Raw genomic sequence first — 24787 nt, forward strand, 5'->3', positions numbered from 1 at the left:
ATTAATGCAAGATCAATTTTTAATTTCTATAATAATTCCAACATATAATAGAGCTCATCTTATTGGAGAAACTTTAGACTCTATTTTGGCTCAAACCCACTCCAATTGGGAATGTATTGTAATAGACGACGGATCAAACGATAATACTGTTGAGGTTTTAAATGGATATCGTAAGAAAGATGCTCGTTTTAAGTATTATCACCGCCCTAAGAATCGATTACCAGGAGGGAATGCAGCACGTAATTATGGTTTTGAAAAAAGCATTGGGGAGTACATTAAGTGGTTTGATTCTGATGATTTGATGGTACCTACGATACTTGAACAACAACTTGAGGGTCTAATAATCAAAAATAAGGGTATTAGTGTTTGTTTGTTTGATAGATTTTCGTCAGACTTTAAAACAATTGAAAAGGAAGCTAAACCGAATAGAATAAGGTGTAATGCCTATTATGACTTTATTACCAGACGATTAAAAGTTAATCTGCAAACAACTATGTGGAAAAGAAGTATTGTTGCAAATATAAAATTAGACGAAACCTTAACTAAGTCACAAGAGTACGATTTTATACAAAGAGTACTTAAGAATAATTATGATGATGTTGTTTTATTAAATAAATCTTTAATTAAAGTTAGAAGGCATAATAATTCTATTACCGGAGCATATTTTAATCAGGAGCCATCGAAGGTGAAGTCTAGTATGGAAGTCAAATTAAGAGTACTAAAAGATATAAACGTTTTAACACCTAGACTGGTTAAAAAGAAACTTGAAAATATTTACTTTAAGGCTCTATTAAAAGTTTTTAAGTTTAAGGAATCACGAATTTTATATTACTATCTTTTTAAGGCTTATCGTTTAAAAGAGTTTGAGTTAAAACGTATTTTATTAAAAATAGCATTGATATATCCTGTTTATTTATTAACTGGTAAAGGGTTGGTTTATTTATATAAACTAATTAATATCAACTCAAAATCATATGAAAATGTTTCTACTGATAATATTGATTTATAATATTAAAGGTTTTTTTTATCATGCTGTTTAACTCAATAGATTTTGCCTGGTTTTTACCAATAGTATTTGTGATCTATTGGTTAGTTGTCAATAAAAGAATAAGGTATCAGAACTTATTAATCGTCATTGCTAGTTATGTTTTTTATGGTTGGTGGGATTGGCGTTTTTTATTCTTAATAGCATTTAGTTCGGTTGTGGATTATTTTATTGGTAGATTATTATCAACCGAGGAAAGAACAAATAAAAGAAAGCTCCTTTTATGGATAAGTATAGTTGTTAATCTGGGTTTACTTGGCTTTTTTAAGTATTGTAATTTCTTTTTGGACAACTTTATAACTGCATTTTCATTCTTTGGTAAAACTATTAACATAAAAACTTTAAATATTATTTTACCTGTAGGGATTAGTTTTTATACATTCCAAACTTTAAGTTATACCATTGATGTTTACAAACGTAAATTAGCACCAACAGATGATTTTATTGCTTTTTTAGCATTTGTTAGTTTTTTTCCCCAATTAGTTGCAGGGCCAATTGAAAGAGCAACGAACTTGCTTCCACAATTCTATAAAAGAAGGAAATTTACTTATGATGAAGCTGTAGAAGGATTAAGACAAATTTTATGGGGTTTATTCAAAAAAATGGTTATCGCTGATAATTGTGCTGTTTATGCAGATATGGTTTTCAATAACTCTGATGCTTATTCAGGAAGTACACTGGTTTTAGGGGCGGTTTTTTTTTCATTTCAGATTTATGGTGACTTTTCTGGGTATTCAGATATTGCTATCGGAACATCAAAATTGTTTGGATTTCGGTTAATGAAAAACTTTAGTTTCCCTTATTTTTCGAGAGATATTGGTGAGTTTTGGAGAAGGTGGCATATTTCATTGTCCACATGGTTTAGAGATTATTTATATATTCCGTTGGGGGGAAGTAAGGGAAGTCCATATAGTAAAATAAGAAATGTGTTTGTTATATTTTTGGTAAGTGGGTTTTGGCATGGAGCAAATTGGACTTTTATTGTTTGGGGCTTGTTAAACGCATTGTATTTTATTCCGCTTATGTTATTTAATAAAAACAGATACCATACAGAAGCAATTTCAACGACTATACCAGGTGTTGTTGATTGTTTTAAAATATTGATTAATTACGGGTTTGTGGTTTTTGCATGGATATTTTTTAGGGCAGAAAACATTAATCATGCTATAAATTTTTCTATAGCTATTTTTGATTCTAGTTTGTTTTCATTACCTGTTTATACCATTAGAAAATTAATTTATCCTACATTAATTTTGTTAATCTTTTTTAATACCATTGAATGGTTTGGTCGAAAAAAAGATTTTGCAATTGCTAAGCTAGAAACAGTAATGACCAGACCTTTGAGATGGAGCGTTTATGCAGTGTTGATTTTTTTAATTGGGATGTATATGCATTCAAATGAATTACCATTTATTTATTTTCAATTTTAAAAAACATGAAGAGGTTTTTTGCAAACATATTTAAGTTCGGTGTTGTTGCATTTGTATTTTATATTGTCGGTCTATTCATTTTTAGTAGATTTCTGCCGTCTAAAAGAAGACCCAACTTAATTATAGAGTTAGGACATAATAACATAAGATTGCAAGAGGTAAAAAAATATAATAATCTAGATATTCTATTCTTAGGATCATCTCATGCCTATAGAGGGTTTGATACACGTATATTTATCAATAAAGGTTATCAAGTTTTTAATTTGGGATCAAGTGCACAAACACCATTGCAAACAGAGGTACTTTTGGAGAGATATTTAAAAACTACAAGCCCGCAGTTCGTTGTTTTTGAAGTTAGTCCGATGCTTTTTTCAAATGAGGGTGTAGAGTCTTCTATTGATTTAATTAATAATGATTTAAATGATTTTAGTTCATTAAAACTAGTTTTAGAACAAAGAAACATCAAGGTTTTAAACACATTTCTATATAGGTCTATACATGATCTATTGTTTAATAAGACTACTTTAGATACTAAGTCGCTATCATTAGGCAAACAGAATCATTATCATAAAGGGGGGTACATGTCAAAAGATTTAAGTTTTTACAGCTATGAAACTTTTAAAAGAGAAACGTTACAATTTAGAGAAGCTCAATTAAAAGCTTTTGATAGGATTTTAAAAAAATTAAACAAAAGTGAAATAAATTACGTTTTGGTTCAAGCTCCGATTACTAAGGCAAAATATAATTCAATATTAAATAATGATTATTTTGACTCTTTGATGCAAACCAAAGGCAGCTATTATAATTTTAATAAGATTGTTAAACTTGATGACTCATTACATTTTTATGATGCTCATCATTTGAATCAAAACGGAGTAGATATCTTTAACAAAAAATTTATGGATTTAGTTTTGAAAAATAAGGAATAATGGACGTACTGCACCTAGTAAGGACTTTTGGAGATAAGAATCAACCATATACAACTAATTTATTAAATACTATTAATGGTATTAGTAATTTAAATCATGTGGTTATTTCTGATCTTGCTTATGATACTTCAGACACAATAGAGATTCTTTCTATTTCTTCATCTGGAATTAAGAAGTTTAAACCGGACAGTATTCCTTACATTATAAAATGTCTTACAGATAAATTTTTAAAAAAATCACTAACAGGATTTTCATTTAAGCAAAAAATTAAATTTCTTTTAAAATGGAAAGAATTGATTTTAAGTGACCCAAAGGTGATTCATTTACATCATTTACAAGTTGTTGATTCTCGTATTTTAGATTATTTAAAGGCAAAAGGTATACCAATAGTTTGTTCTTTAAGGGGAAGAGACATATTGATTAATACCAGAAATATTGAAGGCAAAGAAACTTTTAAAGAACGTCTAAGTTCATTTTCTCATATTCATGTTATTAGTTTTTTTTTAAAAAAGCAATTATATGAAATTAAGGATGGTATTACCACCTCAGTAGTCTATAGAGGAGGAAATCAACCTTTAAATGAAAACATTAAAAAGGAATTTAAAGTAAATTTAAAGGAGACTATTAAAGTTATTGTAATTGGAAGACTTGTATGGGAGAAAGGACATTTTTATGTTCTTGATAGTGTTAAAAGATTAATAGAAAGTGGGATTGATATTAGAATCGATATCTATGGCGATGGTCCATTATATGAGTTTTTGGAGTATAGAATTTCTCAGATGGGATTGGTTGGTTCCGTTTGCCTTAAAGGGTATTTAAAAAATAGTCTTCTTCAAATAAAATACAAGGAGTATGATTTTTCTATTCAACCATCATTATCAGAAGCATTATCTAATGGATTATTAGATTTGACATTTCATAACATACCTTGCGTTATTTCAAATGTAGGAGGGATGCCTGAAATTATTAAAGATGGTGTTAATGGAGTGATATATGATATCACTAATGTGGAGACAATAGATGAAGCAATAATTAAAGTTATAGATTTGGATTTTGAAGATCTTTGTTCGTACAATAAAGCATTGAGAGAAAAGTTTTCGTTAAAAAATGAAATTAAGGGCTTAGAAACAATTTACAATAGATATTTAGATTAGATGAAAATAGTAATCTTTGATGGAACTTTCAAAACTACAGCATTTATTAATCGATTGGTAATTGGGTTGTTGCAAAAGCATGAGGTTTATATTCTTGGATTTAATGATGAATTGATGAAACCAATTAAAGGTGTTCATTATGTGAAGTTGGGATCAAACTCAAATAAACTTGCATTCATAAAGACCTCAGTATCTTTGGCTCTATCTCAATTGTCTATAAAACGTTTATGTTTAACAGTATTGTATATTGTTAAGTTTGACAGGAAAGCACTTCATAATCAAAATTTTGAACTAGCCGTTAAAAGCATTAATCCAGATATTATTCATGCCCAATGGGTGTCCAATATTCCTATTCTAGAGCCTATTTTAATGAGTCAAAAATATCCAATAGTATTAAGTCAAAGAGGCTATCATATTAATGTGCGCCCTTTTGTGGATGCGGATAATTTGAACTATTTAAAGCAATGGTTTCCTAAAATAGCAGGGTTTCATTCTGTGTCCAAAGCGATTTCCAGTAAAGGTGATTTAATTTATACCAGTCCTTATAAGATAGATTATGTGGTTTATAGTGGATTAAATTTGTTAAAAGTTCCTTATGGTGAAAAATATCAAAAAACTAAATGCTTAAGACTAATATCGGTAGGTAGACCGCATTGGAAAAAAGGTTACGACTATGCGATTAAAGCTTGCGCCCTATTAAAAGCGCATGGAATAAATTTTAAGTACACTATTATTGGAGCTGGGCAAAATGAAGAGTTAATTTACCTCCGTGAGTTTTATAAGCTAGGAGAATTTGTGGAGCTGTTAAAGCCTTTGCCTCAAATAGCCGTTTTTGAAGCTGTAAAAAAAGCCGACATGATGTTACTGCCAAGTATTGAAGAAGGTATTGCTAATGTGGCTATCGAGGCCATGGCATTAGGAACCTTAGTTGTAAGTACAAACTGTGGTGGGATGTCAGAACTTATTGAACATAACAAAGAAGGTTGGGTAATACCTTTAAGAAGCCCAGAAGCACTGGCAGACGTTATCATCAATTTTAATGAAACACCAGATAACATATTAAATAACATGCGCCAACAGGCAAGGAAAAAAGTAGAAAACCAATTTACGGAAGATCATATGGTGTTGGGTATGGAGCGTTTATATAAAGCATGCTTAAATGAAGACAGTTAAAACAGATATTATACCTATAAGGCAACAATTTGCTAAACTAAAAGGGCCACACGAACTAAACCTTGAGGCTATTTGTGTTTTTGCAGCTATTGGCTTTTTTCTAGACCAAGACACTTATTGGAAGGATGAAGTTGTTTTAAGTCCAGCGAGTATGCATACTATAGATGATGATGGGTTCTTAATTAAAAGTGAATCTTGGTTTAGATGGCATTACAGTCCTTCAAATGAAACTTTTGAAGCCTATTTAAATGAGTTTACAAGTTTGTTTGAAAGTATTATAGAGGAAAAAACTTTGGGTAAGCAGGTTATTTTACCACTTTCAGGAGGACTAGATAGCAGGACTCAAGCAGTGGCTTTAAGGCAGTTAGATAAAGATGTAAACTCTTATAGTTATAGTTACAAAGGTGGGTATCCAGAGGCTAAACTATCAAAAAGCATAGCTAAGATCTGCAATTTTAGATTTGAAGCATTTGAAATTCCAAAAGGGTATTTGTGGGACACAATAGCAGACTTGGCAAAGATTAATAACTGCTATTCTGATTTTACTCACCCAAGACAAATGGCTATAATTGAGAAATTTGAGGCAATGGGAGATGTGTTTTCATTAGGCCATTGGGGAGACGTCCTTTTTGATAGCATGTGTGAAGAAAACTTGACTGCAGATCAAGAGTTAGAACTGGTTTTGAAAAAAATTGTAAAAAAGGGCGGACTTGAGCTTGCAACAGCACTATGGAAACTTTGGAAATTGCCAGGGGATTTTGAAAGTTATTTGCGAGGAAGATTACAAAACCTATTAAATGATATTGACATAAAGAATTCTAGTGCTAAAATAAGAGCCTTCAAATCTATGTATTGGGCACCTAGATGGACTTCAATAAATCTGGCGGTTTTTGAGGAGAAAAAACCGATCACACTGCCTTATTATGATAATGCAATGTGCGAGTTTATCTGTACTGTTCCAGAAAATTTTTTAGCAGATAGACAAATTCAAATTGAGTATATAAAAAAAAGAAACTCTAAAATAGCTCAAATAACTTGGCAAGAAAATAAGCCGTTTAACCTATATAATTATCATTTGAATAGAGTACCATTTAATGTACCTTACAGATTTGTAAATAAAATTAAAAGGGAGTTTAATGTGGTTTTTGGTGAAAAATATATTCAAAGAAATTGGGAGTTGCAGTTTTTAGGGAAAATCAATGATAAGAATCTAAAGAAGTTTTTATTTGCAGAAGAATTTAACCAATTTATTGACAAAAATGTGATTAATGCATTTTATGACTTATTCAAGAATAAAAATGAGGTATATTATTCTCATTCAATAAGTATATTAGTAACTTTGAGCTTATTTTTTAAAAACAACCTTGGAAGTTAAAGATCACTTAAATTTTGAAGTTTTAGCCTAGGTAATTGAATCTATTAAAATGCACCCTAATTTTTAGGTACAATGTTTTACATATTTGGCTAATTTATAGTTTTAAGCATGAACAAAATCATAATTCCACAAACTTTGTCAAATACTCGGGAGCAAAGAAGGAAAATGAATAACCACAATTCATTTTTAATTCTTTTAACTGGGTTCTCTGGTTCTGGGAAATCCACAATTGCTGATGCTCTTGATGTTTATTTTTACAAACAAGGTATTAGAACGGTTGTTCTTGATGGAGATAACCTTCGTAATGGTCTAAATAAGGATTTAAACTTTTCTCCTGAAAGCAGATCTGAAAACCTTAGACGAGTTGGAGAAGTGTCCAAACTATTTATTGATACGGGTATAGTAACTTTGGCTTCTTTTGTAGCGCCTTATAGAAAAGACCGAGATAATATTAAAAATATTGTAGGAAGTGAAAATTACTTTGAAATTTTTGTGTCAACGTCTATAGAAGAATGCGAGCGTAGAGATATTAAAGGGCTTTATAAAAGAGTCAGAAAAGGTGAAATTAAAAACTTTACAGGTATTGACGCTCCATATGAAGTACCTGTGCAACCTGATATGACTATTGATACAGAAAATAAGGATATAGTCGATATTATAGAAGCTATAGCTTTAAAGCTTAATGATAAAATGACCTTGTAATAATGAATATAAACGCTATTCTAGATGATTTAGTTTTATTAACTGAACAAGCAGGAAAGGCTGTCTTAGATGTTTATAATTCCAATAACTTTAAAATTGAAAGTAAAGAGGATTTATCACCGCTCACCAATGCCGATAAAGCATCTCATCAAATTTTAACAGATGGATTAAGCACTTATGGTTTACCAGTTTTATCTGAAGAGGGAAAAGAAATTCCTTATGAGGTTAGGAGGCACTGGGATCTGTATTGGTGTATCGATCCTATTGATGGGACAAAAGAGTTTATTAGCAAAACGGATGAATTTACCGTAAACGTTGCGCTTATAAAAGAGGATTTTCCAATCTTTGGAATCGTTTATGCTCCTGCATTAGATAAAATGTTTATTGGAGGTGAATCAATTGAACCTTTTAGTCTTCAGGGAAAAGTAAAGAAGTTTTTAACATATAAGAAAAGTCAGGTAAATGTTTCAGAAAAAGTGCTTGTTGCCTCCAAGTCGCATTCAAACGCTAAAACGCAAGATTATATAAATGGTATTAAAGGAAATGTTAAGCTAATTTCAATGGGAAGCTCATTAAAATTTATGTTGATTGCCGAAGGTTTAGCAAATATATATCCTAGATTTGTGCCAACTATGGAGTGGGATACGGCGGCATCACATGGCATTTTAAAAGCCCTAGGATATCATATAAAAACGCCTGAGTCTTTTGAACTGAGATATAACAAGAAAGACTTATTGAATCCATCATTTATAGCAGAATAAGATAATATATTGTAAGACCTGTTTCTTCATTTGCATTATGAGTTTGTTTAATCCCATATTTTTATTAAAGCATAGCTTGAAAAAGCTGATTTTATATATTTTTTTCAAAAAACATGTGAAATTTAATGAAAACATAATTGCAGATATCAATCATACCTACAAAGTAAGAGGGTGTAGAGCTAAACATGAGAGTGTTCAAAAAAAATTCGAACATCTTATGATTCATTATCCGACTTTTGCTTTTGTTTTTTTTTGGAGAACAAAGAAAAAGATAACCTACTTCAATAGACTATTTACTTCAAACTATGAATGTAAAATTTTTAGAAGTACTAAAATAGATGGTGGTTTAGTTTGCTTTCACCCTTTTTCAACAGTAATAAATGCAAAGGCTATTGGTGAAAATTTTGAATTTAGAAATGGATTAACGGTGGGTAATAAATTTAACGATAATAATTTGTTACCCGTTATAGGAAATAATGTCACAGTAGGGGCAAATGTATGTATTATTGGTGATATCTGTATTGGTGATAATGTGACTATTGGAGCTGGATCGGTAGTGGTTAAATCGGTACCTTCAAATAGTGTTATAGTGGGTAACCCTGCAAGAGTAATTAAAACTTTAGAAATGTAATTTCATGCCTAAGAAAATTAAAATTTTATATACAATTCCAAATTTTGATACGGCAGGAAGTGGAAAGGTTGTCTATGATCTGGTCAAAGGCCTTGATAAAACTGTTTTTTCCCCCGAAATATGTGTTTTCCATACCAAAGGTGCCTTTTTTAAAAAAATAGAGGCCTTAAACGTGCCTATTCATGTTTTTCAGTTTACCGCAGACTATAAGCCTTTAGTTTCGTTTGCTTTTAAAGTTTTGAAAATTTGTCGTTTTTTTAAAAAACACAGATTCGATATTATACATTCTTGGCACTGGAGCTCAGATTTTTCTGAACCACTGGCAGCAAAATTAGTAGGAATTCCGTTTGTGTATACAAAAAAAGCAATGGGGTGGGGAAATAAAGCTTGGTTATGGCGTTCAAAATTAAGTTCAAAAATCATTGCTATTAACAATGATATGTTGAGTGATTTTTTTAAATCGATGCCAAATAAAGTGATACAACTTCCTTTAGGAGTTGATACCATTGAATATAGCCCTCAGAGTAAGAATTTTCGGTTAGCAAGTAATTTAGGGATAAGTGATAATGATTTTGTAATAGCAACGGTGGTTAATATGGTTCCTGTAAAAGGAATTGAGGTATTATTAGATGCTGTTAAAATCATAAATAATAAGAAGATAAAAGTGCTGATAATAGGAAACGATAAAAGTGACTATGCAGATGCTTTAAAAATAAAATATCATAACGATGAGTTTTTGTTTTTAGGAAAGAAAATGGATGTAAAACCTTATCTAGCTTTGTCTAATGTTTTTGTGATACCTACAAAAAATGAAGGTAGGAAGGAAGGGATGCCAATAGCCCCATTGGAAGCTATGGCTATGGGAATTCCAGTTATTGGTTCCAATATTTCGGGTATTAAGGACATTTTACATAAATATCCACAGTTTTTATTTGAACCTTCTAATAGCAATGACTTGGCTGAAAAGATAAATTTCTTTATTAATAATCATGAATTTGATAAGTTAGAATTAATACATTGGGTTCGTCAAAATTTTAGTTTAGATTCGTTTATTGAGCAACGAGAAAGCTTCTATAAATTAATGCTTCGCAGATGATAGTAAAAAAAATAAGGAATAGTTGGACTTACAAGAAATACCATAGAAAGCTTAAGGTGTTATTGGCCAAATATTTTTATAATAATTCAAAATATTTGCCAGAAGGTATTGATCGGGTATATCATTTGCATATTAGGAAGTCTGCGGGAACTTCAATAAATAGTGCATTTTGGGGATTAGATAAGTTTTCTTTAGATACTGTAAGAAGAGAACCAATTATTCTGGGTGGAAAATTTTCGTTCGTTCGGTACAATAGGGAGTTAATAGAACAGGGAGATTACTTATTTGCAAGTGCCCATTTTACACAATGGGAATTAAGCCTTAAGCCCAATACTTTTACATTTACAATGTTTAGAGACCCTTATAAAAGATTAGTATCACTCTATAAATACTATTGTTGGGTAACACAGGTAGATGATGATATGGGTTATCAATTGGATCCATCATTTTTTGTTCTAAAAAGTCAAGAACACTTGCTTAACAAATCTTTTAAAGATTTTATTGATAATTTAAGTGATAAATATTTGCACAATCAATTATTTACGTTTAGTAAAGCACTAGAAATTGAAGAAGGCCTTAATAACCTTAAGAAAGTAAACAAAGTCTATTTTCAAGATAACTTTGATGCATGTATAAAAGATTTAAGTGCTACATTAAATTTAAATTTAAGTAATCTAAATGAACGGAGTTTTAAAAACGTAAAATTTCAAATAAGTGAAGCAGAAAAGGAATATGCAATGGATAAATTGGGCCTTGAAATAGAATTTTATAATGAGGTAAGAAAGAAGTATTATAAATAGCATATGAAAATAGCTTTAATTCTTCCCTCAACACCAGCTTATTCTGAAACTTTTTTTCGATCAAAAATAAAAGGTTTGCAAGCGCATGGACATCAAGTTGTTTTAATTACAGCTAAGAAAGGTGTGAAATTTGATTTGTGCGAGCACCGTGAACATCCAAAAATTTATAAAAATAAGGTACTACAGCTTTTCATGATGCTCAAAGTGTTTTTAAGTTTAATTTTCTATTTTAAACGAGTTATGACTTATTATAAATTGGAAAGAGAAGAGCATACACCTTTTAAACGAATTTTAGAGAAAATATATGTTAATGCTACCTTATTAAAATTAAATATAGATTGGTTACACTTCGGCTTTGCAACTATGGCAATAAACAGAGAGCTTGTAGCCAAAAGTATAAAGGCTAAATTGGCTGTAAGTTTAAGAGGGTTTGATATCGCTATTTATCCATTAAAGCATAAAAATTGTTATAATTTATTATGGAAGCACGTGAATAAGGTTCATACTATTTCAAATGATTTAATTACTCTGGCGAAGAACTTAGGGTTATCCAAATCTGTACATGTGGAAAAAATTACTCCAGCAATAGATGTATCTTTTTTTAAGGAAAAGGAAATCGACTATGAATCACAGATTCGTTTTTTAACTGTAGCTCGGTTGCATTGGAAAAAAGGTATTGTACAAACACTTCAAAGCCTTGCAGAATTAAAGAAAAAGCAAATTTCTTTTACTTATACTATAGTTGGTGATGGAAATGATTACGAACGAATTGCTTTCGCCATTCATGAAATGGACTTAACAGATCAGGTTCATTTAGTTGGAAAAAAAGATAGAGAACAAGTTCGTGAGTTATATGAGAGGTCAAATATTTATGTTCAATATAGTATTTCAGAAGGGTTTTGTAATGCTGTTTTAGAAGCTCAAGCTATGGGCTTGCTATGCGTGGTTTCTGACGCTGAAGGTTTATCTGAAAATATTATTCATAAAGAAACGGGATGGGTGGTACCAAAAAATGAGTATAAATATTTAACAGAAACTTTGTTACATGTTATTGATTTAAGTCAAGAAATTAAAAATAAAATTATTTTAACTGCAAAGAAGAGGGTTAGAGATAATTTTAATCTTGAGAAGCAGCAACAAAACTTTTTAGAATTTTATAATCAATAAATATGTTATTTAATTCTGTTACTTTTTTAATCTTTTTGCCAACGGTATTTATTTTATACTGGTTTGTTTTTAAAAAATCCTTAACGGTAAGGAACATATTATTGTTAGTAGCAAGTTACGTATTCTATGGTTGGTGGGACTATCGCTTTTTAGGGTTAATTATAGCAAGTACTTTAGTGGATTTTACATTAGGGATATGTCTTAGTAATAAAAAGTTTGATGCTTATAGAAAACTTTTTTTAATCATCAGTTTAGTCTTTAATTTAGGATTGCTAGGTTTTTTTAAATACTATAACTTTTTTATCGATAGTTGGGTAAGTGCTTGGGGATTAGTTGGTGTGGAATTTCACCCTAGTACGTTGCAGATTATTTTACCTGTGGGGATATCCTTTTACACATTTCAAACCCTAAGTTATACAATTGATATATATAGAAAAAAGTTAGCTCCAACAAAAGATTTTGTTTCATTTGCTGCCTATGTTGCTTTCTTTCCACAGTTAGTAGCCGGCCCCATCGAGAGGGCTAGTCATTTATTACCACAATTTTCAAAAATTAAATCATTTGATTTTGAATTTGCCAAAAGCGGTGTAGGTTTAATTGTTTGGGGTTTGTTTAAAAAAATAGTAGTTGCTGATAATTGTGCTTATTTTGTAAATCAAATATTTGAAAATCCAATAGGCTATAGCACTTTAGAATTGTGGATTGGAGTATTGTTTTTTAGCTTCCAAATTTATGGCGATTTTTCCGGATATTCAGATATAGCTATTGGAGTTTCAAGATTATTTGGTTTTGACTTAATGACTAATTTTAAGTTTCCCTACTTCTCTAGGAATATTGCTGAGTTTTGGAGACGTTGGCATATCTCATTGTCAAGCTGGTTTCGAGATTATCTATATATCCCATTGGGAGGCTCAAGGGGAAATAAGTGGCAACAAACGCGCAACGTTTTTATAATTTTTATAGTAAGCGGTTTTTGGCATGGGGCAAATTGGACTTTTGTAATTTGGGGAGGGATTCATGCATCCTTATTTATTCCATTGCTATTAATTAATAAAAACAGAAAATATGTTAATGCGCATAATTATAAGTTAAAGGATGGTATTTCAGTACTACTAACTTTTATTATAGTAAGCTTTGCATGGGTTTATTTTAGAGCTGATAATATTACATTTGCACTCGAATATACCTTTAGAATGTTTAGTATAGATGATTTTTCTATAACTAGTTTATATAAAACCTCAAAGACTTTGTTGTTTGCTTTAATTTCAGTTTTTAGCATATTGGTAATGCTTTGGTTAGAATTTAGAGCAGTTAAAAAGAAGTATAATGAAGTACACCTATCGGGGTTCGGTTTATTATGTATATCTGTTCTTATTTTGTTTTTAGGAGTATTTAAAAACCCAGCAGAATTTATTTATTTTCAATTTTAATAATGAAACAGTTTCTTAAATATTTACTTGGTTTTTTTGCATTGCTGTTTTTGGTTGTTAATTTAATTTCTTTTGGAAGTCTATATTCTTTAAATAAATCGGACTTTTACAAGCCTTGTTATTTAGTAAATAGTATTGATGAAGTCGAATATGATTACGTAATTATTGGGGCAAGTACAGGATTAACTACATTGAATACAACTATTATAGATTCTATAACAGGCATGAATGGTTTCAATTTATCTATAGATGATACAGGGATGGCTAATCATTATTTAATGTTGAAGCATTTTTTGGCAGAAGGAAAAAAAACAGCGTCATGTATATTAGTGGCTAGTGCAGAAGAATATGGCAAAAACCAAGAATTTATTGGTGACAATGACTATCGGTTTTTACCTTTTATTAAAAGAAGCTATGTTCAAAACTACTTTAGTTCGTTAAAACCTAAAAGTGCAATAAATGTATTAAAATGGTCCGAATGGATGCCTTTTTTGGGAGTTTCATATTATAATATTGAATTGTTTTTTCCTTCATTGATTGCCACCGTTAAACCAAGTAAAAGGAATAGGTTTGATAGTAAAGGGAATTATGCTTATCCAAATCGAAAATTGAATAATGATACTAAGAAACCAAAAACAAACATTAGGGTCAGTTTTAAAAGTGATTATTTAAATAAATTAAAAGAACTTTGTCATGATCATAATATTGAGTTGATTTATTATTTTTCTCCTTTAAGAACAAAATCTTTGAGTTTTGATGACGAGTTCATAAAGAGCATAGATCATTCGAATATCTTCAAGGATGACACCTATTTTTATGACGATATTCATGTTAATACCTATGGAAATAAAAAAGCAAGTTTGTTGTTTGCTTATGAATTTATAAACAACTATTAATTACAATAGAGTGTATGCCTTTTAAGTTTTTAAAATATTTACAGCCAACGCATTATTTTAGACTAAATAAGCAAGATGAGACATCGGTGTACCCTGTTGTTAAAGCCTTACCAAAGGATGTTCTAGAGCATTTAGAGCCCGATATAAATTATTCCAGTGCCTTGGCTAAGGAGTACGATTTATCTTGGCAAGCCATAGAAAAAGGACACATTGGAGATACTGAGACTTATCGCAATTTTAAAACCTTACCCCGCATTGATGAATATCGTTTTATTAGGAAAAACTTTCATGCGTTTTGGGTGATATATGTACTGGGTATAAGAATTTTGAGTTTTAAGAATCCCGTTGCTGAAATATCGGCTTGTTTTAAAGCATGGTCTACTCAAAGAGATAATGTGGCAAAACATGCATTTTCGCATGAACATTTCGATAGTTTTAGTTCGAAGCTTATTGAAAGTAAGCCCATGGTAAGCGTTATTATACCAACACTAAATCGATACCCCTATTTAAAAGATGTTCTAGAGGATTTAGAAAAGCAGAACTATACCAATTTAGAGGTTATCGTTGTAGATCAATCCAGTCCATTTAGAAAGGATTTTTACGAACCCTTTAATCTAGATATTCATATTACGCAACAAGAAGAAAAGGCTTTATGGCTCGCCAGAAACTCGGCTATTAAGCAATCTAAAGGCGATTTTATTTTGTTGTTTGACGATGACTCTAGAGTAGATAACAATTGGGTGTACAATCATTTAAAGACTTTAGATTATTTTGGGGCGCATATGTCTTCGGGGGTTTCCATTTCGAAGGTTGGGGCGAAAGTACCCGATAATTACTCGTTCTTTAGAATAAGTGATCAGCTCGATACTGGGAATGTATTAATTAAAAAGGAGATCTTTGAAAATATTGGTCTTTTTGACAGGCAATTTGAAAAGCAACGTATGGGCGATGGCGAATTTGGTCTACGAGGATATTTGGCAGGATATTTAAATGTGTCGAACCCCAAAGCGGAACGCTTACATTTAAAAGTTGGCAGTGGCGGACTTCGAGAAATGGGAAGCTGGGATGCCTTTAGAACTAAAAACTTATTGGCGCCAAGACCCATTCCAAGTGTTTTATACCTCTACAGAAAGTACTATGGGAATGCTGCGTCTCGCTATGCTTTATTAAAGACCGTACCTATATCACTGGTCCCCTATAAGTTTAAAAACAATCAAAAATTAATGGTGCTTGGGTACATCTTGGTGTTGGTGTTGATGCCTTTGGTTTTGTTTCAAGTGCTTAAGTCTTGGAAATTATCATCCAAAAAGTTAAAAGAAGGACCAAAAGTAGAAATGTTATAATAAATGATGCAACTGCGTTTTTTATATCGAGATATATTAAGACTAGTGGGTCGAAAAAAAGTAAGGTTTCTTTATTTTTTTTGTACTCGCGCTTTTATGGGGGTGTTATTATACCGTACGGAAAGAATGTTATTTCTTAATTTTAAAAAAGTATATCCAGGATTAAGACTATTGTTCTTGCCCATTATATTACTTTTTCAAGCTTATTCAAATATCGATATTCATTACAAGGCGAATATTTCTGGAGGCTTATTAATTTTGCACCCCTCGGTGGGTTGCGTAATCTCTGGGCAAGCCGAAATAGGGAGGAATTTGACCCTAACAGGTGGCAATATAATTGGGCTTAATAAACACAAACAAGGATATTTTAAACTTGGAGATAATTGCTCACTAGGTGCAAATGCAACAATAATTGGCCCATTAATTATTGGAGATTATGTCTCGATTGGTGCTAATGCTTGTGTTACTAAAAGCTTTGATAAAAGTAATGTTACCTTAATTGGTGTTCCCGCAAAAGAAATGAAATCGTCATGAATGTAGCTCACTTTAACGTTTTACATGTTATTGATACTTTAGGTATTGGTGGTGCAGAAAAAATGGCCTTATTAGGGGTTAATGGGTTAAATAAGGCTCATGTAAATGTTGCTTTATTATTGCTCTTAAATAGAGGAGAATTGTTTAATGAATTGGAAAGCGATGTTAAAGTATTTGAGTTAAAGCGAAGAAAAATATGGTCGTATAGCTCGTTAAAACAGTGTGCTTTTATTATAAACCAATACGATGTAATTCATGTGCATATGCGCTACAATTATAAGTATATTAGGTTAGTTCAGCTTTTGTTTGGTGTTAAAACAAAAGTGATACTTCATGACCATTATGGTAGTATCGATACAGATGTAAGTGTGCCTAGTTTTTTTAAAATATTTAAACCAGCGTATTATATTGGTGTTAGCGAGAGTTTAACATCTTGGGCAACTAGTAAGTTAAATATAAAACCAAAGTCGGTTTTTGTATTACCGAATACCATTTCAAGGGCTATCTATCCGACTCCTGAAAAAGAAGGGGATAAAGGACTTGTTATGGTTGGAAATATCAAGCCAGTTAAAAATCAGTTGTTTGCAATTAAGTTGGCCCATGAATTGAAAGCACACCTAACCATATTTGGTAAGGTTCAAGACAAAGATTACTTTGCTTTGCTTAAGGATGAAATTGCGCGCCTGAATTATCATGATTTTATAAATTTTAATCATGAAACTACCAATATTCAAGAACAGCTAAAACACTATAAATTGGCATTGCATTGCGCCTTATCTGAAAGCGGCCCTTTGGTGCTTATTGAGTATATGGCACAAAATCTAAGCTTTTTAAGTTATAGCACGGGCGAAGTTTATAGAACCATAGGTCAAAAAACACCAAAGCTATTTATAGACACCTTTAACCTCTCTTCTTGGAAACAACGCGTGCTAGAATTAGAAACTTTTAACGAGTATGATTTAAACATCATTTATAGTTCCAGTTTTAGTGAGAAAAGGTACATTAAGAATTGTCTAGCTATTTATTCGAAATTAAATTAACAAATGAAGCTTTTAATTATATCGCACACGGAACATTATACCGATACTAGTGGTGAGATTGTTGGGTGGGGACCTACATTGACAGAAATAAACTATTTAGCCACTATTTTTGATGAGGTGTATCATATCGCTACACACCTTGACCAAGTACCGCCACCTAGTTCATTGCCTTATACCTCGAATAATATTCACTTTGTTCCTATACCTTATACTGGAGGTAAACGATTAATTGATAAGCTTGACATTGTATGGCATGCACCAGCTACCATCTTTAAAGTTTTTAAATATTTAAATAAAGTAGATCTTTTTCAATTAAGAGCCCCAACGGGTATAGGTGTTTATTTAATACCTCTGTTAACTCTTTTTTCCACAAAAAATGGGTGGTTTAAATATGCAGGCAATTGGAATCAGGAAAACCCGCCTTTTGGATATGCTATACAGCGCTGGTTTTTAAAGCGACAAAAACGGAAGGTGACAATTAACGGTAAATGGTTAAATCAACCTAAACAGTGTTTAACCTTTGAGAATCCATGTTTAACACCAGAATTTAGAGAGCAAGGTATGCAAGTTCTAAGGGACAAGCAGTTTAAAAAGCCTTATATATATTGTTTTGCAGGCCGTTTAGAAGACGAAAAAGGTGTTAGAAGAATCATTGAGGCCATTAGCTTAATTGAAGATAAAACAGCTATAAAAGAAGTTCATTTAATTGGGAATGGGCCTAAGATGGAGGAATACAAAGCTTTGGCAAAGAATGTAGGTGTACCCTTTATTTTTCATGGTTTTTTAAAGTTTGAAGCGGTTTTTGAGGTCTTTAAAAAAGCGCACTTCTTTTTATTACCATCGTCGGCGTCCGAAGGTTTTCCAAAAGTCATTGCAGAGGCTTTAAACTTTGGGTGTATTCCAATAGTGTCTAAAGTGTCTTCTATTGCTCAATATATACATAGCGATATTAATGGATTTATATCGGCCCCCAATACTAGTGAAAATTTAAAAACACTGATTGAGCACGTTCATACTTTGGATGGAATTACATTGAAGTCTATGCAAAGTGAGCAGAGACTTATCGGTTTATTTACGTACACCTATTATCTAGAGAGGATAAAAAAAGAAGTAGTAACAAAATAAGAAGTTTGCCTTTAATTCCTTAGTATGGTGATCATTAAAAACATAGCTTAATCGCTATATTATTCGATAGTTTATATTAAGTTTGATGCATTGGTTTGAGAAACAAATTTAGTTATACAGGTTTAGTTGTCCTCCATTTACTATTTGGAGTGATTATTTTTTTAAATAGAGATTTAGGGAAGATTTATTTTATTCTTGCGCTCCTTTTTTTTCTTCGAAAAATAATTGTTACTCCCAAAAGAGAAAAGAGCCTGATAGTACTAAAGGGATGTGCTTATTTTGTAGGGGCTGAGGTGTTTTTTAGAATGACCAAAAGTGCCTTGTCTTATGAAGTTTGTAAGTATATTGTTATTTTATTTACGCTGTTAGGAATCTATTACAAGGGGGCATCAGGCAGATCGTATCCGTACTTTATATATTTGTTTTGCTTGGTGCCAGCTATTTTTGTGGCCTCTATGACTCTAAGTTTTGAAGCTAATTTTAGGAAAAACATCTTGTTTGTATTGTCTGGACCAATCTGTTTAGGCATGGCAAGCGTATTTTGTTACAACAGGACAGTCTCACGGAAGCAGTTGGATGATGTTCTCTTATATGTGTTACTACCTTTAATTTCACTAACAACCTATGTTTTTTTATACAATCCGAGTGTAAAAGACGTACTCTCTGGAACAAGTTCTAATGCGGCTACATCTGGAGGTTTTGGAGCGAATCAAGTGTCCACCGCACTGGGATTAGGTATGTTTTTATTGGGTGCTAGACTAATTTCAGGATCTTCTAAATTAGGAATAAAAGTCCTAAATATTATACTTTTTGTAGCAATTTCATTTCGGGCAGTAGTGACTTTTAGTAGAGGAGGGGTTTTGGTTGGACTGCTGTGCTTAACTTTTTTCCTATTAAGCTATTTTGTTAATGCTCCTATTCGAATTAAAGGGGTGATATTAAGAAGAGTTATGTTTTTTTTAAGCGTCATGGTTGTAACTTGGGTAATTAGTTCTAATCAAACGATGGGGTTAATTGATAAACGATACGCCAACGAAAACGCTTTAGGGGAAGAAAAGAAGGATGTCACTACAGGGCGTTTTACATTGTTTATGGATGAAATTGAAGGCTTTGTTAAAAATCCTATTTTAGGTGTTGGTGCCAGCAGAACGAAAGACAAAAGAATTGAAGAGCAAGGGGATGGCTTGCCAACACATAATGAAGTAAGTAGGCTACTTGCCGAGCATGGGTTTTTAGGGATAGTAATTCTCTTAATTTTAGTTTTTGCACCACTAGCTTACAGAACTCAAAACACGAAAAATTATTATTTTTATGCGTTTTTATGTTTTTGGTTTGCTACCATTAATCATTCATCAATGCGCATTGCGGCACCAGCTTTTATCTATGCCCTATCATTATTAAACATAACCCATGACAAACCTACTATACATAGGAAACAAGCTATCGCAAAAAGGTAAGACAAAAACAACTATTGAAACCATGGGGAGCCTTTTGGAAAAGGAGGGGTTTTCAGTACATATAAGTTCTTCGAAGCAGAATAAGCTTATTCGCCTTTGCGATATGCTCTTTAGTGTGGTACGGCATAGAAATAGTGTAGACTATGTTTTAATTGATACATACAGTACATCAAATTTTTATTATGCGTATTTAACGAGTCAACTGTGCCGATGGTTTAAGCTTAAATATATGCCTATACTTCATGGAGGAAACCTTCCGAAAAGGCTAAAGGGCTTTCCCAAAATGTCTGTACAAATATTTGAAAATGCTTTTAAAAATGTTGCACCTTCTTTGTATTTATATGCTCATTTTAAACAGGCAGGTTTCACAAATTTGGAATACATTCCAAATAATATAGCCATTAAAAATTATGTTTTTAAAATGAGGCCTATCGATGAGGTTAAACTTTTGTGGGTAAGGTCATTTTCTAAGTTTTACAATCCACAATTGGCGGTTAGGCTTTTAAAAGCGCTCAAAGATGAAGGTATTAAAGCATCTTTATGTATGATAGGCCCCGATAATGACGGAAGTTTAAGTAAAACAAAAGAGTTGGCCAGAGCGCTCCAGGTCGATGTAGAATTTACTGGATTATTGTCCAAGGAGGATTGGCATAATAAAGCAAGGGATTTCAATATTTTTATAAACACAACGAATATAGATAATACACCAGTAAGTGTTATAGAAGCCATGGCTCTTGGGTTGCCTATCATCTCTACTAACGTAGGCGGTATGCCTTATTTAATTGAACATGGGGTAGATGGTATATTGTTAGAGCCAAATAACTTGGATGCATTTAAATTGGCAGTTAAGCACTTTATAAATAATGAGGAAGTAACCAAAGAGATGTGTATTAAGGCAAGACAAAAAGTAGAGCAGTTTGATTGGAACATCGTTAAGGAAAAGTGGAAAGCTTTACTTTGTTAACATATGTTATCTGACTTTTACTTGTTATCTTAGCAGCAAGAAAAATTTGCTATTGAATGTCTAAACCGGGTATCCATTTTAATATATCAGAGCGTAAGGTGTTGCTGCGTATTTTTGATGTATTAGTTGTACTCCTTGTCCTGTATTTACTAGGTAATTCATTTCATTTTGATTATTTCACGTTAACCAAAGCAAACTGGACATGGGTGTTTGTTTTAATTCTGTATCTATGGATTTTTGGGACCATTTTTGAATTATATGACCTTCAAAAAAGTAGTAAGTTAGAAAAAATAGCTACTAGTATTGTTTTTACGGTGTCTGTAACAGTTTTGTTTTATTTGCTAACACCGTTTTTTACACCAGTTCTTCCAGAGAATCGTTTGCAAATTCTGTTCTTTTATTTAGGTATTTTGGTTAGTCTTTTTTCTTGGAGATTTGTTTATATAAATTTTGTGGCCTCTCCACGTTTTTATAAAAAGGTCTTAATTATTGGAGAAACGTCTAATATTCATGCTATAATTGAATCGTTAGGCAATTCAGACCCCAATTATAAGATTGTTGGTTTTGTGAATTGTGAAGCTAATAAAGTTGGCACCATAAAATTTAAAGGTATTCCTGAATACCATCCAAAGGATATTGAAACGGTTATCAATGAGGAATATATTTCTGAAATCGTAGTGGCAAGTTTTAATTTAGATTGTATAACATCCGAGATTTATTACAAACTACTAAAGCTCATGGAAAAGGGGTTTCCGATAAATGAATACATACAGGTTTATGAGGATATGAATCATAGGGTTCCTGTACAATTTGTGGGGAAAGACTTTTACCGTTACTTCCCTTTTAGTAGAAATAATCAAAATAAGCTCTATCTGTTTTTCCATAGACTCTTCGATATTTTGGTGTCGCTTATTGGCTTGTTATCGGGTTTGGTTTTCTTGCCACTTATTCTTCTTGGTAATGCCATAGGAAATAGAGGGCCTCTTTTTTACACACAGGAGCGTGTTGGTAAGAACGGAAGGTTATTTAAAATAATTAAGTATCGTACCATGGTTAAAAATGCTGAGCAGCATGGTGCGGTTTGGGCTAAAAAAGGAGACACTCGGATAACCAAGTTCGGAAAGTTTATGAGAACTACCAGACTCGATGAAATCCCACAGTTTATAAATATTTTAAAAGGTGAAATGAGTTTAATTGGGCCTAGACCAGAACGTCCAATTTTCGTAAAAGAATTAGCTCAAATGTTGCCTTTTTATGAAACCAGACATATGGTAAAACCAGGACTAACGGGTTGGGCACAGGTTAAAACAAAATATGCAGCATCTGTAGACGACACCTTAACGAAACTTCAATACGATTTGTATTATATAAAGCATCGGGGCTTTTTATTAGATATAAACGTGATCATAAAAACCCTTAGTACTGTTATTTTCTTCAGGGGGCAGTAGAATGGTGATTATTATAATAGAATACCAAAAACAGATATCTAACAGCCAATGCTAGTAATAATGGAATGAGCCCTATCGCAAAGACTTGTACACCAATAATCCAATGCAGCGTTAATAGACATAGAAGAATAATTAATAGCTTGATGTATTTTATAAACCATTGGTTTACATTCTTTTTAAAAAACTGTCCAACAACTAAGATATTTATAGCAAAGGCCCACAGTAAATTATAGTTCTGGTGGGTTCCAGTATGATTGGTTGCGAACCATAGTAGTAAGAGTAAAATACCTATACTACCAGTAATGGAGAACAAACAAATATCTAACCATTTACTTTGGGCATTCCGTTTGTAATCTTTGTAGGTAATAAATAGAATGCCTAGCCCGACGAGGCTAAGAATTGATAAGGGGCTAAAAATAAAATTGTTGGCTGCTATGGTGTTCTTTTTTGAATAAAGTGTTTGACTTTGTTTAACCAATAAATCCCCTTTTTTATTTTTTGTAGCCACACTGAAGAATCTATGAATATTTTCTGGTAAAAACATATGGTCTTCTGTAGAAGCTTGTCTGTCTATAACAGAGCCTAAAGCAATATCAATACCCAAGCTACCCCAGGAATTTTTATTTAAGTTATTCTGAATTAAGGTTCTAAATGTAGTGTCTTTAAAGTCTTTAGGCTTTTTAAACACAATGCCATCATTTAAGGTAATGTTAGTAACATCTTTAATTTTAGTTGCGCAATTATCAAAGAAGAAGTCGTATAAATACCTCCGGTTTTCAGGTTTATAATTGGTAACTAAATAATCATATAGTTTTTGTTTTTCAGCAAGCGAAAGGTTTAAGACTTGCTCTTTAATACTTCTGTCATAGTAATTATAAATTTGATAAAACCTCGTAAAATCTGTTTTACTTATAAGGTAATGAAGTTTCCCTTGAGCAAATTTTAAATAAAAATAAGGGGCACCAAAGTCATATTCTCCATAACCATAAACAACATCAATACGATTTTGTCGATCCCTAATTCTAAAAGCACTATGACCAAAGGCATCGTTTAAAGATGTGCCAGGACCAACTGTTAAAACACTTATTTCTGAATGAGGGGATAGCTTTTTTTCTTGAGTATGCCCCAATTTTATAATAAGTAAAAAGTAAAATAGAAGATGTAATTTTTTGCGCATTATCTAAAGATACTAAAATCAAGCTTTAATGAAAACACATTAGAATATAAGGCTACACTTTGATCCCCAATATCAGTAAATGCATAGTCTATTTGAATGCCACTATATTTAAAACCTAAGCCGAAACTGGGTTGAAAAGTAAGTTGATCTGTATTATCGAGTTGCAATTCGTTTTGGAAATTACCCATACCAGCCCTTAAATACACCATATCTATGTAGCCAAATTCAAAACCGACAGCCGGATTAATACTAGCAAATGATGTTGAAATAACATCATTGGTTTCGGCAAACCTCATATTTAAGTTTACCGATGTAAGTAGGGTGTAATCATAATTAAAATCCACCACTTTTGAAACGCCTATTTGAAGTTTCGGAATGGTAATTTCCGTAGTTTCAGGAAGTTCTTGGTTTTGATCAGCCACCGCACCTTGTATTTTCGAAAATTCGTCTTCATCAATGGCCCAAGCATTAAATGTTGTTGTAATATCTCTAGCCATAATACCAAATTTCCAATTGTTTGATGTTTCATATTGCAGTCCAAAGTCAAAGCCAAACCCCCAAGAGGAAGCAAAATCACCAATAATTCTACGAATTACTTTGGCATTAACGCCATAGTTAAACCCTTGTACTGGTAAGCGCCTCGAGTACGAAAATGTTAATCCATAATCGGCAGTTGAAAACAGGCTAATTCTATCATAATTAATATTCCCTTGTTCATCGATAAGCTGCGTTGTATTTAAAATATCATCTACAGCAAATCTAATTAGTGAAAAGCCTACGGCGCTCCTGTTATCTAATGGCATGGCAAAAGCCGCATAATCATAATTGGCAATATTAGCAAAATAGCTTGAATGCATTAGTGCCAACTGATTATCTTCAAGGTTAACAAGACCTGCAGGGTTCCAATAGCCAGAATTAACATCTGAACTATGAGCTGTTACAGCATTGCTCATACCCAAAGCAGCGGCATCCACACCAATATTCATAAACTCGTTAGAATATTTTCTAACCGTTTGCCCGAATAATGACATGGATATAACACAAAAGCATGTGGATATGCAGAGCCTCAAACGCAATTTTTTTACAAAGATGCACATAATTTATAAACCT

The 24787-nt window shown here is 32.1% G+C and carries 23 protein-coding genes; 21 read left to right on the plus strand and 2 right to left on the minus strand.

What is annotated here, in order from left to right:
- Positions 1 to 4: 4 nt before the first annotated feature.
- The 21 genes from E5D58_RS04075 to E5D58_RS04175 all read left to right on the plus strand — a co-directional run bounded on the left by E5D58_RS04075 (position 5) and on the right by E5D58_RS04175 (position 22500).
- Complete coding sequence (locus E5D58_RS04075; protein WP_136480570.1) at positions 5 to 1009, plus strand: glycosyltransferase family 2 protein; 1005 nt, start codon at positions 5 to 7, stop codon at positions 1007 to 1009.
- A gap of 20 nt (positions 1010 to 1029) precedes the next feature.
- A complete protein-coding gene (locus E5D58_RS04080) occupies positions 1030 to 2475 on the plus strand; it encodes an MBOAT family O-acyltransferase (protein WP_136480571.1) in 1446 nt (481 codons plus the stop codon).
- A 5-nt stretch (positions 2476 to 2480) separates the two neighbouring features.
- Positions 2481 to 3404 carry a hypothetical protein gene (locus E5D58_RS04085; RefSeq protein WP_136480572.1) on the plus strand — a complete coding sequence of 308 codons (924 nt, stop codon included), beginning with the start codon at positions 2481 to 2483 and terminating at the stop codon, positions 3402 to 3404.
- Positions 3404 to 4558 carry a glycosyltransferase family 4 protein gene (locus E5D58_RS04090; protein ID WP_136480573.1) on the plus strand — a complete coding sequence of 385 codons (1155 nt, stop codon included), beginning with the start codon at positions 3404 to 3406 and terminating at the stop codon, positions 4556 to 4558. Before E5D58_RS04085 ends, E5D58_RS04090 begins: the two co-directional genes overlap by 1 nt.
- Positions 4559 to 5731 (plus strand): glycosyltransferase family 4 protein, encoded by a 1173-nt coding sequence (locus E5D58_RS04095; RefSeq protein WP_136480574.1) that lies wholly within the window; start codon positions 4559 to 4561, stop codon positions 5729 to 5731. It begins immediately after the preceding gene.
- Positions 5718 to 7106, plus strand: a complete 1389-nt coding sequence (locus E5D58_RS04100) for an asparagine synthetase B family protein (RefSeq protein WP_136480575.1) — start codon at positions 5718 to 5720, stop codon at positions 7104 to 7106. The genes E5D58_RS04095 and E5D58_RS04100 overlap by 14 nt, the downstream gene beginning before the upstream one ends.
- A gap of 108 nt (positions 7107 to 7214) precedes the next feature.
- Positions 7215 to 7808 (plus strand): adenylyl-sulfate kinase, encoded by a 594-nt coding sequence (gene cysC, locus E5D58_RS04105; RefSeq protein ID WP_136480576.1) that lies wholly within the window; start codon positions 7215 to 7217, stop codon positions 7806 to 7808.
- Between the two features lie 2 nt (positions 7809 to 7810).
- Complete coding sequence (cysQ, locus tag E5D58_RS04110; RefSeq protein WP_136480577.1) at positions 7811 to 8569, plus strand: 3'(2'),5'-bisphosphate nucleotidase CysQ; 759 nt, start codon at positions 7811 to 7813, stop codon at positions 8567 to 8569.
- A gap of 115 nt (positions 8570 to 8684) precedes the next feature.
- Entirely contained in the window at positions 8685 to 9200 is a 516-nt protein-coding gene (locus E5D58_RS15165) for a serine acetyltransferase (RefSeq protein WP_317129267.1), read from the plus strand.
- A 4-nt stretch (positions 9201 to 9204) separates the two neighbouring features.
- Entirely contained in the window at positions 9205 to 10296 is a 1092-nt protein-coding gene (locus tag E5D58_RS04120; RefSeq protein WP_136480579.1) for a glycosyltransferase, read from the plus strand.
- The gene (locus E5D58_RS04125; RefSeq protein ID WP_136480580.1) at positions 10293 to 11096 is read left to right on the plus strand and encodes a sulfotransferase family 2 domain-containing protein; all 804 of its coding nucleotides are present in this window, start codon (positions 10293 to 10295) and stop codon (positions 11094 to 11096) included. Before E5D58_RS04120 ends, E5D58_RS04125 begins: the two co-directional genes overlap by 4 nt.
- A gap of 3 nt (positions 11097 to 11099) precedes the next feature.
- Positions 11100 to 12263 (plus strand): glycosyltransferase family 4 protein, encoded by a 1164-nt coding sequence (locus tag E5D58_RS04130; protein ID WP_136480581.1) that lies wholly within the window; start codon positions 11100 to 11102, stop codon positions 12261 to 12263.
- Positions 12264 to 12265: 2 nt separating this feature from the next.
- Positions 12266 to 13693: an MBOAT family O-acyltransferase gene (locus E5D58_RS04135; protein ID WP_136480582.1), complete on the plus strand. Its 1428-nt coding sequence runs from the start codon at positions 12266 to 12268 to the stop codon at positions 13691 to 13693.
- Positions 13694 to 13695: 2 nt separating this feature from the next.
- Positions 13696 to 14589, plus strand: coding sequence for a hypothetical protein (locus E5D58_RS04140; protein ID WP_136480583.1), 894 nt, complete (start codon positions 13696 to 13698; stop codon positions 14587 to 14589).
- A 14-nt stretch (positions 14590 to 14603) separates the two neighbouring features.
- Positions 14604 to 15932 carry a glycosyltransferase family 2 protein gene (locus E5D58_RS04145; protein ID WP_136480584.1) on the plus strand — a complete coding sequence of 443 codons (1329 nt, stop codon included), beginning with the start codon at positions 14604 to 14606 and terminating at the stop codon, positions 15930 to 15932.
- A gap of 96 nt (positions 15933 to 16028) precedes the next feature.
- A complete protein-coding gene (locus E5D58_RS04150) occupies positions 16029 to 16466 on the plus strand; it encodes a serine O-acetyltransferase (protein ID WP_235835834.1) in 438 nt (145 codons plus the stop codon).
- Positions 16463 to 17506 carry a glycosyltransferase gene (locus E5D58_RS04155; RefSeq protein ID WP_136480586.1) on the plus strand — a complete coding sequence of 348 codons (1044 nt, stop codon included), beginning with the start codon at positions 16463 to 16465 and terminating at the stop codon, positions 17504 to 17506. Before E5D58_RS04150 ends, E5D58_RS04155 begins: the two co-directional genes overlap by 4 nt.
- A 3-nt stretch (positions 17507 to 17509) precedes the next feature.
- A complete protein-coding gene (locus E5D58_RS04160; RefSeq protein ID WP_136480587.1) occupies positions 17510 to 18631 on the plus strand; it encodes a glycosyltransferase in 1122 nt (373 codons plus the stop codon).
- 149 nt (positions 18632 to 18780) lie between these two features.
- Entirely contained in the window at positions 18781 to 20088 is a 1308-nt protein-coding gene (locus E5D58_RS04165) for an O-antigen ligase family protein (protein ID WP_235835835.1), read from the plus strand.
- Positions 20042 to 21052 carry a glycosyltransferase family 4 protein gene (locus E5D58_RS04170; RefSeq protein WP_136480588.1) on the plus strand — a complete coding sequence of 337 codons (1011 nt, stop codon included), beginning with the start codon at positions 20042 to 20044 and terminating at the stop codon, positions 21050 to 21052. The genes E5D58_RS04165 and E5D58_RS04170 overlap by 47 nt, the downstream gene beginning before the upstream one ends.
- A 56-nt stretch (positions 21053 to 21108) precedes the next feature.
- Positions 21109 to 22500, plus strand: a complete 1392-nt coding sequence (locus E5D58_RS04175; protein WP_136480589.1) for a sugar transferase — start codon at positions 21109 to 21111, stop codon at positions 22498 to 22500.
- On the opposite strand, the gene E5D58_RS04180 is transcribed toward E5D58_RS04175, so the two are convergent.
- The gene (locus tag E5D58_RS04180) at positions 22487 to 23629 is read right to left on the minus strand and encodes a lipoprotein N-acyltransferase Lnb domain-containing protein (RefSeq protein ID WP_235835836.1); all 1143 of its coding nucleotides are present in this window, start codon (positions 23627 to 23629) and stop codon (positions 22487 to 22489) included. The two genes, E5D58_RS04175 and E5D58_RS04180, sit on opposite strands and share 14 nt — an antisense overlap.
- Positions 23630 to 23676: 47 nt before the next feature.
- Complete coding sequence (locus E5D58_RS04185; RefSeq protein ID WP_168796626.1) at positions 23677 to 24774, minus strand: putative type IX sorting system protein PorV2; 1098 nt, start codon at positions 24772 to 24774, stop codon at positions 23677 to 23679.
- Between the last annotated feature and the right edge of the window lie 13 nt (positions 24775 to 24787).

Origin of the sequence: Cognatitamlana onchidii (genome assembly GCF_004804355.1) — a bacterium.
In the GTDB taxonomy this organism is placed as follows: Bacteria; Bacteroidota; Bacteroidia; order Flavobacteriales; family Flavobacteriaceae; genus Cognatitamlana; species Cognatitamlana onchidii.